Genomic DNA, 16,798 nt, shown 5'->3' with positions numbered 1-16,798 from the left:
CCTCTCGGGGTGCCGGCCCGGTGCCGTCTCCCGGCGACCCGCCTCGCGTCCTCATGCGCCGGGTGCCCATGAGCCGCCGGCAGATCGACGCCCCTCCCGCGCGCGTGCCACGATGAGCGCGTGACGCTGGAGATCACCACCGCCCGGCCCGAGTCGGCCCTCCTCGACCTGCCGTGGTCCACGCCCCTCGAGGACTGGCCCGAGAGCACCCTGGCAGCCCTCCCCCGTGGCATCTCGCGCCACGTCGTGCGCTTCGTCAAGCTGGGGCGACGTGTCCTCGCCGTCAAGGAGATCAAGTCCGACATCGCCGACCGCGAGTACGCGATGCTGCGCAACCTGCGCCGCCTCGACATCCCGTGCGTCGAGCCGTTCGGCGTCGTCCACGGCCGCACCGACGCCGACGGGGAGCCGCTCGACGCGTGTCTCGTCACCCGGCACCTGCAGTTCTCCCTGCCCTACCGGGCCCTCTACAGCCAGAACCTGCGGCCCGACACCGCGGTGCGGCTCATGGACGCCCTCGCCCTGCTCCTCGTCCGGCTGCACCTGCACGGCTTCTGGTGGGGCGACGTGTCGCTGTCGAACACCCTGTTCCGCCGCGACGCCGGGGCCTTCGCCGCCTACCTCGTCGACGCCGAGACGGGCGAGCTGCACCCCTCGCTGTCCGACGGGCAGCGCGAGCACGACCTGGACATCGCCCGGGTCAACATCGCCGGGGAGCTCATGGACCTCCAGGCCGGCGGCTTCCTCGAGGAGCAGGCCGACCCGTTCGAGGTGTCCGGCTCGATCATCGAGCGCTACCACGCCCTGTGGGAGGCCCTGACCGGCACGGAGCGGTTCGAGGTCGGCGACCGGTGGCGCGTCGACGAGCGGATCCGCCGCCTCAACGAGCTCGGCTTCGACGTCGACGAGCTGCAGATCACCACCGACATCGGCGGCACCGAGATCGTCATCACCCCCAAGGTCGTCGACGCCGGCCACCACTCGCGGCGTCTGCTGCGCCTCACCGGCCTCGACGTCGGCGAGAACCAGGCACGCCGCCTGCTCAACGACCTCGACGCCTACGTCGCGGCCACGGACCAGCAGGGCGTCGACGAGGAGATCGTCGCGCACGAGTGGCTCTCCAAGGTCTACGAGCCGGTCGTGCGGTCGGTGCCGCGCGAGCTCGTCGGTCGCCTCGAGCCGGCCGAGGTGTTCCACGAGATCCTCGAGCACCGCTGGTACATGAGCGAGCGGGCGGGCGGGGACGTGCCGATGGACGAGGCGGTGCGCGACTACCTGTCGACGGTGCTGCCCGCCAAGCCGGAGGAGCAGTCGGTGCTCGGGGTCGACACCGAGGAGATGCCGGTCATCAGCCGGCTGGACTGACCTCGGTCAAGCCTCCGTCCCGCCTCGGTCACACCTCGGTCACGCGTCGTAGGCCGTCTCGTCGGCAGGCCCGGACAGGATCTGCCCGAAGAGCACGACGACCCACAGCAGGAACGTCACGACGTGGACCGCCGTGCACCACAGGCAGATCGAGTGGATGCGGTACAGCTCGGCCCACACGAGGTAGAGCACCATGCCGAGACCCACGGTGAGCCAGCCGAGGCGCGCCACGTCGAGCCAGCCGACCCGGCTGCGCCACGTCGAGGGCCACACCAGGGGCAGCAGCACGAGGAAGAAGACGAGCCCGAGCAGCGCGACCGGGACCCCCATGAACGTGCTCCACGCGCTCGTCGTCACCTTGGCGCAGTCGACGATGCCCCCGATGCTGCACGCGAGCGTCGCGTTGTCCGTGAAGTGCTCGACGGTCAGGTAGACCGAGACGCCGAGGCCGACCACGACGAGGGCGAGGGTCGTCGGGGCCAGCCACGGCGGGCGGACCCGCCCGCCCGGCGCACGGGTGCCGCCGGCGTGGCCGGCACGGTCGACGCGGCTCACGGCGTCACTTCTTCAGCAGGACGGAGGCCGACATGACGCCCGTCGACGTGCAGACGTTCGTCGGCTTGCCGCCGGTCAGCTGGCACAGCTGGGCCGAGATCGTGTTGATGGCCGGGGTCATCGTCCTGCCGATCGGGGAGCTCGGGTCCTTGATGCCGGCGATGATCTGGTCGTAGGTCTTGCCCTCGAGAGCGTTGGCGTCGACGGTGGCTCCGCTCGTCGCGCGGGTGCCGCCGTAGTCGATCCACGGGATGCCCCCGCCGGGGTTGAACTTCTGGAACAGCTGGGCGTTCTCGCCGTCGAGGGTCTGCAGCGGCTTGCCGTCGCGGTCCTGGGTCTCGACGGCCTCGAAGGCGAGGACGTCGCTGGTGTACGTCGCCTTGGCGAACGTCCACGTCGGGGTGTCGGGGTGCACGTCGGTCGACGAGCTCGTCGTCGGGGCCAGGCCGCTGAAGCTGCCGAAGCGGGACAGCGCACCGATGAGGGCCCAGCGCTCCATGGCGCAGAACGGGCAGTACTCGGCACCGATGTAGAGGACCTTCGGCTTGCCGTCCTGCGTCAGCGGGGTGCCGCCCCGGAGCGGGGCCGGCGCACCGTTCGGGTCGGGCGCAGGCGCGGCGTCGAGGGTCGCCTGAGGCAGCGAGGTGAGCGAGGCCAGCGCGGCGTCGGCGCCGCTGGAGGCGGTGGCGGCCGGCGCCGGCGTGGGCCGGTTCGACACGGCGACCCCGACGGCCACCGCGACGATGACGACGACGACCGCGACGACGGCCGCGATGACCTGCCGGCGCTGGCGCTCCTGGCGGGCCGCCTCGGCCCGCATCTGCGCCGCGCGCGCGGCGGTCTCGGCCCTGCTGCTCTTGCCCACGTGTGCGTCCTTCGCTCGTTCCGGGGTGCTGCGACTACTACACGGCGTCGTATAACGGCGCCCACTCTACCGACGTCCCCTTGACCAGCGTCGGGCGCACCCGGTGAGTTCCCCGGACGTCTCAGCCGGGGTGACGCCGACGACGGGAGGCCCTCGCGGTCAGGCCCTCGCGGTCAGCGACGCCGCTGGCGGGCGATCTCGTAGAGGGTGACGCCGGTGGCCAGGCCGGCGTTGAGGGACTCGACGGCCGAGCTCATCGGGATCGAGACGATCTGGTCGCACGTCTCGCGGACGAGGCGCGACAGCCCCTTGCCCTCGGAGCCGGTGACGACGACGAGCGGCTCGGCGGCGAGCGCGAGGTCGGGCAGCTCGACGTCGCCATCCATGTCGAGACCGAGGATGAAGAAGCCGGCCCGCTTGAACTCCTCGAGGGTGCGCGTCAGGTTGCTCGCCTTGGCGACGGGGACACGCGCCGCCGCACCCGCCGAGGTCTTCCACGCCGAGGCCGTCATGCCGACCGAGCGGCGCTCGGGCACGACGACGCCGTGGCCTCCGAACGCCGCCACGGACCGGACGATGGCGCCGAGGTTGCGCGGGTCGGTGATGCCGTCGAGCGCCACGACGAGCGGCACGCCGGGGGCCTCCGGGTCGATGAGGTCCGCCGGGTCCGCGTAGTCGTACGGCGGCACCTGCAGGGCCAGGCCCTGGTGCACGCCGCCGTCGGTGAGCCGGTCGAGCTCGCCGCGCGGGGTCTCGAGGATGGCGAGGCTGCGCTCGGTCGCCAGCTTGAGGGCCTCGCGGACGCGGTCGTCGGTGTCGATCCGCGTGGCGACGTACATCGTCGCCACCGGTACGTCGGCGCGCAGCGCCTCGACGACCGAGTTGCGGCCGTAGACCATCTCGCTCGAGGTCTTGCCGCGGCTCCTCGGGCGGGACTGGCCGCGCGCAGCGGAACCGGCGGGCCCGGATCCCGAGCGCTTCGCCGCCGCCTTCGCCCGCTTGTGGGCTGGGTGGTACTCGCGGTCGGCGGCCTTGGGCGTGGGGCCCTTGCCCTCGAGGCCGCGACGGCGCTGGCCGCCGGAGCCGACCGTCGGCTTCTTGCCGCTCTTGCGGACGGCGCCGCGACGCTGGGAGTTGCCTGGCATGGGAGTCCTTCGAGTGTGTCGGTCGGCGGTCAGTCCGCCGAGGCATCGGCGCGCTCGGGCCGCGCGAGCGACCACTGCGCGCCCGAGGGCGTGTCGGTGATGGTGATGCCCGCGGCCACGAGCGCGTCGCGGATCTCGTCGGCGCGAGCGAAGTCGCGCTCCTGGCGGGCGTGCTGGCGCGCCTCGAGCTGCACGCGCACGAGCGCGTCGAGCGCGGACTCCGCCGCCGCGTCGCTGCCACCGCGCGTGCCGCCCCAGTGGTCGGCGAGCGGGTTGACGCCCAGGACCTCGGTCATGGCGACGACGGACGCCGCCGCGGCGACCGCCGCCTCGTCGTCGGCGTCGTCGAGGGCCGTGTTGCCGGCGCGGACCGTGTCGTGGACGACGGCGAGGGCCCCGGACACGCCGAGGTCGTCGTCCATCGAGGCGACGAAGTCGGCCGGCAGGCTCGCCTCGGACGCAGCCGCCACGACGTCACCCCGGCGGGCGGCCCGCTCGAGGAACCCCTCGATGCGCTCGACCGCGGCGGCCGCCTCGTCGAGCGAGCCGGGGTGGTACTCGATCGTCGAACGGTAGTGCGCCGCGGTGAGGAAGTAGCGCAGGACGAGGGGACGCGTCGTCTCGAGCAGGTGGCGCACCTCGAGGGCGTTGCCGAGCGACTTGCCCATCTTCTGGCCCTTGACCGTGACCCACGCGTTGTGCAGCCAGTAGCGGGCGAAGCCGAGGCCGGCCGCTCGCGACTGGGCCAGCTCGTTCTCGTGGTGCGGGAAGCGCAGGTCGATGCCGCCGCCGTGGATGTCGAACTCGTCGCCGAGCCAGCGCCGGGCCATGGCCGAGCACTCGAGGTGCCAGCCGGGCCGGCCCGCGCCGAACGGCGTCGGCCACGAGGCGGTCTCGGGCTCCTCGGCCTTGCGGCCCTTCCACAGCGCGAAGTCGCGGGGGTCGCGCTTGCCGCGGGGGTCGGCGTCCTCGGCCGCGACCATGTCGTCGATCGACTGGTGCGACAGCGCCCCGTACTCGGGCCACGACCGGACGTCGAAGTAGACGTCGCCCGAGCCGTCGGGGGCCGGGTAGGCGTGGCCCTTCTCGACGAGGGTCTCCATGAGGGTCACCATGTCGGGCACGTGCCCCGTGGCCCGCGGCTCGTAGGAGGCGGGCAGGACGCCGAGCGCGTCGAGGGCCTGGCTGGTCAGGCGCTCGTTGTGGTAGCTGAGGGCGAACCAGTCCTCGCCGGACTCGGCCGCCTTGCGCAGCACCTTGTCGTCGATGTCGGTGACGTTGCGCACGAGGGTGACCTCGTAGCCGTGGCCGGTCTCGAGCCAGCGGCGCAGCACGTCGAAGGCGACGGCGAAGCGGACGTGGCCGATGTGCGGGGCACCCTGCGTCGTGAGCCCGCAGATGTACATGCCCACCCTGCCGGCCTCGCGCGGCGTGAAGTCGCGCAGCTGCCGGGTGGCGGTGTCGAACAGTCGTAGGCTCACCCGCGGCAGTCTATCGGCGCGCAGGCCCCGGTCCGGACGCGTGCGGCGGTCGTCAGCGCAGCGGGACGACGAGCGCGGTGGCGAGCGCAGCGACGCCCTCGCCCCGCCCGGTCAGGCCGAGACCGTCGGTCGTCGTGCCGCTGACCGAGACGGGCGCCCCGGCCGCCGAGGAGAGGGCCGTCTCCGCCTCGTCACGGCGGGCGCCCACCTTGGGCTTGTTGCCCACGACCTGCACCGCCACGTTGCCGACCTCGAAGCCGGCCGCGCGCACGAGCCGTGCCGCCTCCGCGAGGAGCGTGACGCCCGACGCCCCGGCGAGCTCGGGCCGCGAGGTGCCGAAGTGGGCGCCCAGGTCCCCGATGCCCGCCGCGGAGAAGAGCGCGTCGCAGGCGGCGTGCGCCGCCACGTCGGCGTCGGAGTGCCCGTCGAGGCCGCGCTCGCCCGGCCAGTGCAGCCCGGCGACCCACAGCTCGCGGTCCGAGCCCTCGGGCGCGAGCGCGTGGACGTCGACGCCGATGCCGACCCGCGGCAGCGCGGTCACCGGCCGTCCTTCCAGTCGATGGGGCCGCGGTGCACCTTGTGCGGGGCCGCCTGGGCGACGGGCTTGACGACGAGGGTGTCGATGTTGACGTGCTGCGGCAGCCCGACGGCGAAGGCGATGCACCGGGCGACGTCGTCCGCCACGAGCGGCCGGTCCACGCCCTCGTAGACCTTGTCGGCCGCGGCCTGGTCGCCGTGCAGGCGGGTGAGCGAGAACTCCTCGGTCCGCACCATGCCGGGCCGGATGTCGACGACCCGGATGTTCTCGCCGTTGAGCTCGAGCCGCAGGGTCTCGGAGACGACCGACGTGCCGTGCTTGGCCGCGACGTAGCCGCCTCCACCCTCGTACACGCGCTCGCCGGCGATCGAGGACACGTCGACGATGGTCGCCCGGGCCGAGCGGCGCAGCAGTGGCAGCACGGCCTGGGTGACGCGCAACGTGCCGATGACGTTCGTCGCGTACATCCGCTCCCACTCGGCCGGGTCGGCGTCCTCGACCCGGGTGACGCCGAGGGCACCACCGGCGTTGTTGACGACGACGTCGCAGCGTCCGAGGGTCGCGACCCCGGCCTCGACGCCGGCCGTGTCGGTGACGTCCAGGACGAGCGCGCGGGCGGCCGGCCCGATCTTCTCGACGACGGCGTCCAGCTTCTCGCGTCGCCGGCCGGCGACGACCACGTCGAAGCCCTCCGCGGCGAGCCGCTCCGCGGTGGCCGCACCGATGCCGGTGCCGCCGCCGGTGATGAGGGCGAGGGGGCGGGTCGCGTCAGCGGTCTGCTCGGTCACGCGACCGAGGATAGGCGCTCGGTCGTTCGAGGTATCCGCGTGCCCCGGAGCGCGCGCGGTCACCTCGACTCGCGCCGCGAGCAGGTGGGCGGCGGTCTCGAGGTCGTCCGGGGTGGTCACCTTGAACGCGAGCCGGTCACCGTCGACGACGAGGACCGGCTCGCCGAGGCGTTCCACGAGCCCGGCGTCGTCGGTGGCCTCGCTCGAGACGGCGTGGGCTCGCGCGAGGACGTTGCGCGCGAACCCCTGCGGCGTCTGCACCGCCCGGAGGGCGGACCGGTCCGGCGTCGCGAGGACCCGGCCGGAGGCGTCGACCTGCTTGACGGTGTCGACGACCGGGGTACCGGGCACGACGGCGACGGCCCCGGCCTCCAGGGCGGCCACCACACGGGCGAAGACCTCGGGCGGCGTCAGGCAGCGGGCGGCGTCGTGGACGAGGACGAGGTCGACCGACGCGTCGAGCACGGCCAGGCCGGCAGCGACGGAGTCGCCGCGCTCGGCCCCGCCGACGACGACGGTCACGCCGGTCACGCCGGGCATCGCGTTCACGGCGTGCTCCGCGTGCTCGGCGTGCTCCGCATGCTCGGCGTGCTCCGCGTGCTCGGCGGCGGCGACGCGGCAGGCCTCCTGCGCCTCGCCCACCCGGTCGGCGGGGGCGACCACGACGAGCTGGTGCAGGTCCGGGCACGACAACGCCCCCCGCAGGGCGTGCCCGAGGAGGGGCCGCCCGGCGAGGGGCACGAACGCCTTGGGGACACCGGCCCCCAGACGCGAACCGGAGCCGGCCGCGACGACGATGACGCCGACGCGACCGGCTCCGGTGCTGCCGTTCAGGAGTGGGCTCGCCGTCAGGAGGCGAGGACCTCGTCGAGGATCGACTCCGCCTTGTCCTCGTCGGTCTTCTCCGCGAGCGCGAGCTCGGAGACGAGGATCTGACGGGCCTTGGCGAGCATCCGCTTCTCGCCGGCCGAGAGGCCACGGTCCTGGTCACGTCGCCAGAGGTCGCGGACGACCTCGGCCACCTTGATGACGTCGCCGGAGGCGAGCTTCTCGAGGTTGGCCTTGTACCGGCGGGACCAGTTGGTGGGCTCCTCGGTGTGCGGGGTGCGCAGGACCTCGAACACCCGGTCGAGACCCTCCTGCCCGACGACGTCGCGGACGCCGACGAGGTCGCAGTTCTCCGCGGGTACCTCAATCGTCAGGTCGCCCTGGGCGACCTTGAGCTTCAGGTAGAGCTTGTCCTCTCCCTTGATCGTGCGTGTGTTGATCTCCTCGATCAGTGCCGCCCCGTGGTGGGGGTACACGACCGTCTCGCCGACCTTGAAAACCATGTGCTGTTTTCCCCTTTCGCGACCTCCAGATTATCACGATCCGCAGCACACCGCGATCTCAGGATCTGGCATATGCGCAGGTCAGAGCCACAGTCGGTGATCCATCCGCCACCGTGCGCGTCTTGACAGAACGCCCGTGAACATGCTTCGCGCGAGCGCTTTCATCGCCGGTTCGGCGTCCGTTCGCCGTCGTCGGGGCGGCGCCGCGGCGAGCCGCCCCGACCCGTGACCCGCCCCGTCGGAGGCGCGAGAGCCTTGTGCCGGTGGCGTCCCCGCGCCGTCGGAGCGGCGGGCGCGGGGTTGGCCGCAGTGGGCGGAGGCCCGCCGGTAGGCTGTGCCCCGTGAAGCGTCGATCCCTCGTGCAGACCCCCGTGCGTCGCCGTGTCTCGGCGCTCGCCGCCGGTGTCGCCCTCGCCGCCGTGACGGCCGGGTGCCAGGTCAACTCCCCGGTGCAGACGGACCAGCCGTACATCCCTGCCGACGGTGTCCCGGCGGACATCGGCCAGCTGGCCGTCCGCGACCTCGTCCTCGTCGGGGACGGCAAGGGCCAGACGGTCGTCTCCGGTTCGGCGATCAACCTCGGCGCCGACCAGATGACGGTCAGGTTCGTGCCGCAGGCCACCGAGGGCTCCAGCACGGCCCCGTCCGGCTCGGAGGTCGAGCTCGGACCGCGCGAGCAGGTCGACCTGGCGACCAAGGGACTCGAGCTGTCCGGCGTCTCCTCCAAGCCCGGCACCCTCGTGCCCGTCTCCATCACCTCGAGCACCGGCGGCACGACCGTCGTCCAGGTGCCCGTGCTGCCGGCCACCGGCTACTACTCGACCGTGACGCCCGCGCCGACCACCGCGACCACCTCGACCGGCACGGCCTGACCGGCCCGTACCGCGAGCCCGACGCGAAACCGACGGCCGCCCCGCTCCTGCGGGGCGGCCGTCGGCGTCCCACGGACCCGGCCGCCCGGCCTCTGCTCGGCTCAGCCGGCCTCGAACTTGTAGCCGAGCCCGCGGACGGTGACGATGTGCACCGGGTTGGCCGGGTCGGGCTCGATCTTGGCCCGGAGCCGCTTGACGTGGACGTCGAGGGTCTTCGTGTCGCCGACGTAGTCGCTGCCCCAGACGCGGTCGATGAGCTGCATCCGGGTCAGGACGCGACCCGAGTTGCGCAGCAGCATCTCGAGCAGCTCGAACTCCTTGAGCGGCAAGGACGCCGAGTCGCCGCGGACGCTCACGGTGTGGCGCTCGACGTCCATCCGCACCGGACCGGCCTCGAGCGTCGAGGGCAGCAGGTCCTCCGGCTCGGCGAGGCGGCGCAGGACCGCCTTGACGCGGGCGAGCAGCTCACGGCTCGAGTACGGCTTGGTGACGTAGTCGTCCGCCCCGATCTCGAGGCCGACGACCTTGTCGATCTCGCTGTCCTTGGCCGTCAGCATGATGACGGGCACCGAGGAGCGCTGGCGCAGCGCACGGCACACGTCGACGCCGGACAGGCCGGGCAGCATGAGGTCGAGCAGGACGAGGTCGGCACCGTTCTTGTCGAACTCGGCCAGGCCCTCCGGGCCGGTGTCGGCGACGGCGACGTCGTAGCCCTCCTTCTTGAGCAGGTAGGAGAGCGGGTCGGAGAACGAGACCTCGTCCTCGACGATCAGGATGCGGCTCAAGGGGTGTCCTCTTCGGGATCAGACGGGTCGAGACGGTCGGAGAGATGTTCGGTAGCGGTCGGGCAGGGGGACGAACGGCGCGCACGGGCCTGCCACGGATCAGGCGACGGTGCGCGACGGCCGGTCCGGCGAGCGCGCGGGCGGGAACGAGGTGGCCGGGGCCTCACCGTCGGTCGCGCCGGGGAGCGAGGAGTCGGACGGCAGGGTTCGGGTCGCCACCGTCGCGGCGGGCAGGGTGATGGTGAACGTCGAGCCGCGACCGGGCTCGGACCAGACCCGGACGCTGCCGCCGTGGTTGTCGGCGACGTGCTTGACGATGGCCAGGCCCAGACCGGTGCCGCCCGTCGCCCGGGACCGGGCGGTGTCGATCCGGTAGAACCGCTCGAAGATCCGGTCCTGCTCCTCGGGCTCGATGCCGAGGCCCTGGTCGGTCACCGAGACGTCGACCGTGCCCGCCGGGGTGCGACGGACGGCGACGCCGACCCTGGTGTCCCGGTCGGAGTACGCGATGGCGTTGCCGACGAGGTTGCTGATCGCGGTCGTCACGAGCTCGGCGTCGCCCCACACCTCGCAGCCCGGGTCGAGGGAGCGGGCCAGCGTGATGCCGTTCTCCTCGGCGAGCAGCCTGCTGCGGTCGACGGCGTCCTCGGCGCACGCCCCGACGTCGACGAGGACGGGGTCCTTGACGACGTCCGCGCCCTGGAGCCGGGACAGCTCGACGATCTCCTTGACCAGACGCGTCAGCCGGGTCGACTCGACGCCGATGCGGGTGGCGAACCGAGCCACCGCCTCCGGGTCGTCGTGCGCGTCGCGGATGGCTTCGGCGAGCAGGGCGATGCCGCCGACCGGCGTCTTGAGCTCGTGGCTGACGTTGGCGAGGAAGTCGCGGCGGATCTCGTCGACCCGCGCTGCCTGGGTGCGGTCCTCGACGAGGACCAGGACGTGGTGCGCGCCGAGCGGTGCGACGCGGGCCGACACGACGATCCGGCCCTCGCCGATGCCCTTGCGCAGGGTCAGCTCGGCCTCCCGGATGACACCGTCGCGGCGCACGGCACGGGCGAGGTCGAGCAGCTCGGGGTGGACGAGCTCCTGCCCGCGGACGATGCCGTGGGCCACCGCGGCGGGTGAGTTGTTGACGACGCGGTCGGACGCGTCGAGGAGGACGCCGCTCGAGCGCAGCACGGCGATGACGTCCGAGACCCCGGGCGGCAGGGACGGTTCGGGAGCCGGGACACCCTCCGCGGCGCTCGCGCGGTCCGACAGGCGCACGGCGACCATCGCCAGGCCGCCCAGGGCGAGGCCGGCGATGCCACCGAGCGTTGCCGCGGTCGTCGGGTCCACGACACACAGCGTACGCACGGGCGACGCGCCCCCCGGACACCCCGGCGGCCCTCACGCGTGCGGTGAACCGAGTGTTCACCTGCCCGAACCCGCCCGTTCACGCACGGGTGCCACCCTCTGCGGGACAGGGCCGTGCCGGCCGTGTGTCGGCCGCCGCCCGGTGGCAGGCTGGGGGCGCCCAGAGCACCACCGCGACGGCCGGTCGACACCGCGACGGCACGGCCGGTGCACGTACGGCTAGCGACAGGACCAGCATGCGCGACCAGTTCCACGAGGACCTCGACACCATCACGGACCAGCTCGTCGAGCTGACCCGTCTGGCCGGGTCCGCCATCTCCCGCGCCACCACCGCTCTGCTCGACGCGGACGTCCACCTGGCGGAGTCGGTCATCGAGGCCGACCGCCAGCTCGACGACATCCGCATCGAGCTCGACGAGCTCTCCGTCGACCTGCTCGCGCGGCAGCAGCCGGTCGCGACGGACCTGCGCATCGTCGTCACCGCGATGCACATGAGCTCGGACCTCGAGCGCATGGGCGACCTCGCCCGGCACGTCGCCAAGGTGGCGCGCCTGCGCACCCCGGACTCCGCGGTGCCGGCCGAGCTGCGCTCGCACATCCTGCAGATGGGCCAGGTCGCCGAGGCGATCGTGGCCAAGTGCGGCTCGATCATCGCGAGCAAGGACGTCGCCGCGGCCATCGCGCTCGAGAAGGACGACGACGCCATGGACGAGCTGCACCGCCAGCTGTTCGCGGCGCTGCTCGACGAGAACACGTCGTGGTCGCGCAGCGCGATCCTCGACCTGACCCTCGTCGGCCGCTACTACGAGCGGTTCGCCGACCACGCCGTGTCGGTGGCCCGACGCGTCATCTACCTCGTCACCGGTGAGTACGACCAGGCGGTCGACCACGAGGACGAGGAGGATGCAGAGGCCGTCGCCTCGATCGAGGGCGGCGCCTCCGCCTGACCGTCACGCCCCGACCCGAAAGGGCCACCTCCCGTGACGGGACGTGGCCCTTCGGCGTGGTGCGGGCGGCGTCAGCGGCCCTGGTTGGCGACGGCGGCGGCCGCCTCGGCGGCGGCCTCCGGGTCGAGGTAGCGACCGCCCCGGGTGACCGGACGGAAGGCGTCGTCGAGCTCGTAGACGAGCGGCATGCCGGTCGGGATGTTGAGGCCGGCGATGTCCTCGTCGGAGATGTCGTCGAGCGTCTTGACCAGGGCCCGCAGCGAGTTGCCGTGGGCCGCGACCAGGACGGTCAGGCCGTCGGCGAGGTCGTTCTGGATCTCGTTCTCCCAGTAGGGAAGCATCCGTGCCACGACGTCCTTGAGGCACTCGGTGTCCGGCATCGCGTCACCGATGCCGGCATACCGCGCGTCGTGCGTCTGGGCGAACTCGTCCTCGCGGTCGATGGGCGGCGGCGGCACGTCGTAGGACCGACGCCACAGCATGAACTGCTCCTCGCCGTACTGCTCGAGGGTCTGCTTCTTGTTCTTGCCCTGCAGCGCGCCGTAGTGCCGCTCGTTGAGGCGCCAGTCGCGCTTGACGGGGATCCAGTGGCGGTCGGCGGCGTCGAGCGCGAGGTTGGCCGTCGTGATGGCCCGGCGCAGGACCGACGTGTGCACGATGTCGGGCAGGATCCCGGCCTCCGCGAGCTGCTGCCCGGCCCGCACACCCTCGGCGCGCCCCTTGTCGGTGAGGTCGACGTCGACCCAGCCGGTGAAGAGGTTCTTGGCGTTCCAGTCGCTTTCGCCGTGACGGACGAGGACGAGCGTGTAGGTCATGCGAGGCAGCCTAGCGACGCCGCCTCAGCCCTCGGCGGACCCGTCCAGCAGGTGACGGAAGGCCTCGAGGTTGCGCGTGGACTCGCCGCGCGAGACCCGCCAGGCCCATTCCTTCTTCATCGAGCCGAGGAAGCCGAGGGCGAGCAGCTCGTTGAAGGCGTCGTCGCTGGCGGCCAGGACGACGCCGAAGAGCTGGTCGAGGTGCTCGGCGTCGAGCGCGGCGGTCGGCACCTCCCCGCGCAGGTAGACGTCGCCGTCGGTGTCGATGGCGTACGCGACCCCTTGGAGGCGAAGGTTCTTGCGCAGCAGGGTCCGGTAGAACGCCTCGTGGTTCTCGTCCGGGTTGCGGATGACGAAGGCGCTGACGCTCGTCGTGCGGTCGCGGACGAGGAGCGAGACGACCGTCCTGAGCTTCTTCTCGCCCGGCAGCGTGACGACGTACTCACCGTCGCGGCCGCCGAGCTCCCACTCGAGGTCGACGGAGTCGAGGTAGCCGCGCAGCCCTGCCTCGGCATCGGGGCGCAGGCCCTCTGCCGGGGCGGTCACGGGATCACGGCCGTCGGCACGTCGGCAAGGCTCACGGCCTCGTCCACGGACGGCTCGGCGGTCTCGGGCGCGTCGCTGCGGGCTCGCATGGCCTGACGGTACGCGTCGAGGAGCCGGTCCGTCGTCGCACCCCAGCCGAACCCGGCGGCGTGCCGCACCGCCCGGCGGCCGAGCTCGCCGCGCCGGGCGTCGTCGAGCAGGAGGGCCTCGAGCGCGTCGGCCCACTCCCCCGTGCCGTGGCCGGGCACGAGGACGCCGGCGTCGCCCACCGCGGTGGGCAGGCCACCGACGTCGGCCGCGACGACCGGTGTGCCGCAGGCCTGCGCCTCGATCGCCACGAGGCCGAAGGACTCCGAGTGGCTAGGCACGGCGACGACGTCGGCGGCGCGGTACCAGCGGGCCAGCTCGGGGCGCGCGACCGGCGGGACGAAGCGCACGACGTCGGCGATGCCCAGTGCGGCGGCGAGCTCCTCGAGGTCGCGGGGACGGGCGAGGCCGGAACCGCTCGGGCCGCCGAGGACGGCGACGGTGAGCCGTTGGCGCCGCGTCGGGTCGCGACGCACCAGCTCGGCGGCCGCGCGGACGAGGACGTCGGGCGCCTTGAGCGGCTGGATACGACCGACGAAGAGCAGCAGGTGCCCCTCCACGGGCAGGCCGAGCTCGCGCCGCGCCTGCAGCCGGTCGCCGGGGGTGAAGGTCGACAGGTCGACGCCCGGCGGCACGACCGAGACCTTCGCCGGCGGCGCGTCGTAGAGCTCGACGAGCTCGCGGGCCTCGTCGTCGGTGTTGGCGACGAGCCGGTCCGCAGCCTCGACGACCTGCACCTCGCCGATCTCGCGACCCCGCGGCTCGGGGGTGTCGCCGTCGGCCAGGTGCAGGTTCTTGACCCGGGCCATGGTGTGCATGGTGTGGACGAGGGCGACGCGCCAGCGGTCGGCGGCCAGCCACCCGACCTGGCCGGAGAGCCAGTAGTGCGAGTGCACGAGGTCGTAGTGGTCCTCCGGCACCGAGAGCCCGGCGTGCATGATGCCGGCCGAGAACGCACAGAGCTGGCCGGGCAGGTCCTCCTTCGACAGCCCCTCGTACGGGCCGGCGGTGACGTGCCGGACCCGGACGCCGGGGACGAGGTCGGCCTCGACGGGGACGTCTCCCGTCGTGCGCCGGGTGAAGATGTCGACCTCGACGCCGCGCGCCGCCAGCTCCCTGGCCGTCTCGGCGACGTAGACGTTGAGCCCGCCCGCGTCGCCGGTGCCGGGCTGCTCCAGCGGCGAGGTGTGCACGGTGATCATCGCGACCCGCTTCGGATCGGCCTCCATCGGCATCCCTTCGTCCCGCAGCACCTGCTCGCCTGCTCTCCCCCGACTCAACCACACGCCCGATTCGATGTATTCCACGATCATGGACGACCGTCGAACCCGATCGACCCGGGCCGTAGGCTGCGGGCGTGGCCGTCCGCGTACGCCCCGTCGGGACCATCACCCGGGGCACGACGAACCCCAACCGGCTCCGACGCTGCGACCGCTGGATCGCCGGCCCGCACGCCTGGCGGCTGCGCAGGAGCCCCACGCCGCCCGTCGTCGTCGACCTCGGCTACGGCGCGTCGCCGATCACCGCGGTCGAGCTGCACGACCGGCTCCGGCAGGTGCGCCCCGACGTCCGGGTCGTCGGCATCGAGATCGACCCGCAACGCGTGGCCGCCGGGCGGCTGCTCGAGCGTGACGGGCTGGCGTTCCGCCTCGGTGGCTTCGAGGTGCCCCTCGACGGCGGCGCCCGACCGACCGTCGTGCGCGCCTTCAACGTGCTGCGCCAGTACGCCGAGGACGAGGTGTCCGACGCGTGGGCGCTCGTCCGGTCGCGCCTTGCACCCGACGGCCTGCTCGTCGACGGCACGTGCGACGAGATCGGGCGCCGCGCCGCGTGGGTCGCCGTCGACGCGTCGGGGCCGGTCAGCCTGACGCTCTCGCTGCGGCTCGGCGGGCTCGAGCGCCCGTCGGACGTCGCCGAGCGCCTCCCGAAGTCGCTCATCCACCGCAACGTGCCGGGCGAGCGCGTCCACGCGTTCCTCGCCGACCTCGACGTCGCCTGGGCACGCAGCGCTCCACAGTCGTCGTGGGGCGCCCGCCAGCGGTTCCTCGCGGCCGCCCGCGAGATGCGCGACCGGTGGCCGCTGCTCGACCGGCCTTCGAGATGGCGCCTCGGCGAGCTCACGGTGGCGTGGGAGGCCGTCGCCCCGGGTTGAGCCTCACCGGGTCCTCCCATGATTCTCACAGGGTCGCCTTTCCGCCCCGTACGTCCGCCCCCGCGTAGCATGAGCGCCATGTCGCAGGGCGGCATGGCTGCGTGGGGGCGGGGTCGTGCGGTGAGCTTCTACGCACTCGACGACGAGGGTGTGGCTGCTGTGGCGAGGTTCGTCGCAGACGGCTGGGCCCACGACGAGTACGTGGTGTCGATCTGCACTCCGCGACTTCGGCGACGCGTAGAGGGCGCGCTCGCCACCTTGGGCTGCGATCCTGCCGCCGAGGAGGGGACTCGCTACCGGCCGCTCGACCCCGATGCGTCCATCGCCGACCTCGTCGTCGACGGCTCCCTCGACGTCGACGCGTTCTGGGGCATGGTGCTCGCGCTCGTCGACCCACAGGTCGACGGCGGCCGCCCGGTGCGCGTGTTCAGCGAGACGATCTCGCTGTTGTGGCAGCGCGGGCTCGTCGAGGCCGCCGTCGAGCTCGAGGTGCTGTGGGCCGAGGCCATGGACGTCTACGGCTTCCAGCTCGTCTGCGCCTATCCCGGGGGCATGGCCGAGCACGCCGACGTCGTCGACGTCGCCCGCATCACCGCCCTGCACACCGACCTGCAGGTCGACGCCGGCACCGACCCGGACGGGTCGACAACGCCGGGCCCCCTCGGCACCATCGGCACCGGCGGAGCCGACGGCACGGCCCGCAGGGCGGTGCTCAGCCTGACCCACGCCTTCTCGCAGGTGTACCAGCCCGTCCCCGAGTCGGTACCGGCCGCGCGCCACTTCGTCCTCGACGTCCTGCGTTCGTGGGGCCACCAGGGGTTGGTGGCCGACGCGGCCCTCATCGTCTCCGAGCTGGCGACCAACGCCCTGTCCCACGCCGTCACGCCGTTCCGCGCGGTGGTTCAGCGCCTCGACGGGGGTGTACGGATCGCCGTCGAGGACGCGACCGACGCCCCGCTCGAGCGGCGCGAACCGTCCCTCGACGCCGTGGGCGGGCGCGGCGTCGACATCGTCGAGGCGCTCTCGGGCACGTGGGGATCACAGATGCTGCCGGGCGGCAAGGTGGTCTGGGCCGACCTCGACCTGCCCTGACTGGCGGGCCGGACGCACGTGTGCCGCCGGACCCAGGGCTGTCTCTTATACACATCTGACGCTGCCGACGACGGA

Annotated in this window: 17 protein-coding genes; 5 read left to right on the top strand and 12 right to left on the bottom strand. The window is 73.0% G+C overall.

Going from position 1 to position 16,798, the window contains the following annotated elements; translation table 11 throughout:
* The first annotated feature begins 120 nt into the window (after positions 1-120).
* Positions 121-1,365, top strand: a complete 1,245-nt coding sequence (locus ACPYOM_RS14965; protein WP_481346569.1) for a DUF4032 domain-containing protein — start codon at positions 121-123, stop codon at positions 1,363-1,365.
* 39 nt (positions 1,366-1,404) lie between these two features.
* On the opposite strand, the gene ACPYOM_RS14960 is transcribed toward ACPYOM_RS14965, so the two are convergent.
* The 7 genes from ACPYOM_RS14960 to ACPYOM_RS14930 form a co-directional block, all read right to left on the bottom strand.
* Positions 1,405-1,920: a vitamin K epoxide reductase family protein gene (locus ACPYOM_RS14960; RefSeq protein WP_481346568.1), complete on the bottom strand. Its 516-nt coding sequence runs from the start codon at positions 1,918-1,920 to the stop codon at positions 1,405-1,407.
* 4 nt (positions 1,921-1,924) lie between these two features.
* Positions 1,925-2,785, bottom strand: a complete 861-nt coding sequence (locus ACPYOM_RS14955) for a DUF929 family protein (protein WP_481342537.1) — start codon at positions 2,783-2,785, stop codon at positions 1,925-1,927.
* A 173-nt stretch (positions 2,786-2,958) separates the two neighbouring features.
* A complete protein-coding gene (rlmB, locus tag ACPYOM_RS14950) occupies positions 2,959-3,930 on the bottom strand; it encodes a 23S rRNA (guanosine(2251)-2'-O)-methyltransferase RlmB (protein ID WP_481346567.1) in 972 nt (323 codons plus the stop codon).
* Between the two features lie 29 nt (positions 3,931-3,959).
* Complete coding sequence (gene cysS, locus ACPYOM_RS14945) at positions 3,960-5,411, bottom strand: cysteine--tRNA ligase (RefSeq protein WP_481346566.1); 1,452 nt, start codon at positions 5,409-5,411, stop codon at positions 3,960-3,962.
* Between the two features lie 52 nt (positions 5,412-5,463).
* Positions 5,464-5,952, bottom strand: a complete 489-nt coding sequence (ispF, locus tag ACPYOM_RS14940; RefSeq protein ID WP_481346565.1) for a 2-C-methyl-D-erythritol 2,4-cyclodiphosphate synthase — start codon at positions 5,950-5,952, stop codon at positions 5,464-5,466.
* Positions 5,949-7,505, bottom strand: coding sequence for a 2-C-methyl-D-erythritol 4-phosphate cytidylyltransferase (gene ispD / locus ACPYOM_RS14935; RefSeq protein ID WP_481346570.1), 1,557 nt, complete (start codon positions 7,503-7,505; stop codon positions 5,949-5,951). Before ispD ends, ispF begins: the two co-directional genes overlap by 4 nt.
* A gap of 80 nt (positions 7,506-7,585) precedes the next feature.
* Positions 7,586-8,068 carry a CarD family transcriptional regulator gene (locus ACPYOM_RS14930; RefSeq protein WP_076261794.1) on the bottom strand — a complete coding sequence of 161 codons (483 nt, stop codon included), beginning with the start codon at positions 8,066-8,068 and terminating at the stop codon, positions 7,586-7,588.
* Positions 8,069-8,409: 341 nt separating this feature from the next.
* On the opposite strand from ACPYOM_RS14930, the gene ACPYOM_RS14925 reads away from it, so the two are divergent.
* The gene (locus ACPYOM_RS14925; RefSeq protein WP_481342543.1) at positions 8,410-8,940 is read left to right on the top strand and encodes a hypothetical protein; all 531 of its coding nucleotides are present in this window, start codon (positions 8,410-8,412) and stop codon (positions 8,938-8,940) included.
* Positions 8,941-9,041: 101 nt separating this feature from the next.
* Here the strand turns inward: ACPYOM_RS14925 and ACPYOM_RS14920 are convergent, their stop codons facing one another.
* Together ACPYOM_RS14920 and ACPYOM_RS14915 are read right to left on the bottom strand one after the other, a co-directional pair.
* Positions 9,042-9,725 carry a response regulator gene (locus tag ACPYOM_RS14920; RefSeq protein ID WP_481342544.1) on the bottom strand — a complete coding sequence of 228 codons (684 nt, stop codon included), beginning with the start codon at positions 9,723-9,725 and terminating at the stop codon, positions 9,042-9,044.
* 99 nt (positions 9,726-9,824) lie between these two features.
* A complete protein-coding gene (locus ACPYOM_RS14915) occupies positions 9,825-11,066 on the bottom strand; it encodes a sensor histidine kinase (RefSeq protein WP_481346564.1) in 1,242 nt (413 codons plus the stop codon).
* 254 nt (positions 11,067-11,320) lie between these two features.
* Between ACPYOM_RS14915 and phoU the strand changes: the two genes are divergently transcribed.
* The gene (phoU, locus tag ACPYOM_RS14910) at positions 11,321-12,031 is read left to right on the top strand and encodes a phosphate signaling complex protein PhoU (RefSeq protein WP_481342546.1); all 711 of its coding nucleotides are present in this window, start codon (positions 11,321-11,323) and stop codon (positions 12,029-12,031) included.
* Positions 12,032-12,102: 71 nt separating this feature from the next.
* On the opposite strand, the gene ACPYOM_RS14905 is transcribed toward phoU, so the two are convergent.
* From ACPYOM_RS14905 to mshA, 3 genes are read right to left on the bottom strand one after another with little or no spacing between them, the layout of a single operon-like run.
* Positions 12,103-12,846, bottom strand: coding sequence for a phosphoglyceromutase (locus tag ACPYOM_RS14905; protein WP_481346563.1), 744 nt, complete (start codon positions 12,844-12,846; stop codon positions 12,103-12,105).
* 24 nt (positions 12,847-12,870) lie between these two features.
* Positions 12,871-13,392: a type III secretion system chaperone family protein gene (locus ACPYOM_RS14900; RefSeq protein ID WP_481346562.1), complete on the bottom strand. Its 522-nt coding sequence runs from the start codon at positions 13,390-13,392 to the stop codon at positions 12,871-12,873.
* The gene (gene mshA, locus ACPYOM_RS14895) at positions 13,389-14,708 is read right to left on the bottom strand and encodes a D-inositol-3-phosphate glycosyltransferase (protein WP_481346561.1); all 1,320 of its coding nucleotides are present in this window, start codon (positions 14,706-14,708) and stop codon (positions 13,389-13,391) included. Before mshA ends, ACPYOM_RS14900 begins: the two co-directional genes overlap by 4 nt.
* Positions 14,709-14,836: 128 nt before the next feature.
* Here mshA and ACPYOM_RS14890 point away from each other — a divergent pair, with 128 nt between their 5' ends.
* Both ACPYOM_RS14890 and ACPYOM_RS14885 read left to right on the top strand, forming a co-directional pair.
* A complete protein-coding gene (locus ACPYOM_RS14890; protein WP_481346560.1) occupies positions 14,837-15,631 on the top strand; it encodes a class I SAM-dependent methyltransferase in 795 nt (264 codons plus the stop codon).
* A 78-nt stretch (positions 15,632-15,709) separates the two neighbouring features.
* Positions 15,710-16,723: an MEDS domain-containing protein gene (locus ACPYOM_RS14885; RefSeq protein ID WP_481346559.1), complete on the top strand. Its 1,014-nt coding sequence runs from the start codon at positions 15,710-15,712 to the stop codon at positions 16,721-16,723.
* The last annotated feature ends 75 nt before the right edge of the window (positions 16,724-16,798 follow it).

The sequence above is a fragment of the Monashia sp. HAY1-2A genome (assembly GCF_056755315.1).
Note: the sequence above shows the minus strand (reverse complement) of the source record. Positions and strands in the feature narration are given on the sequence as shown.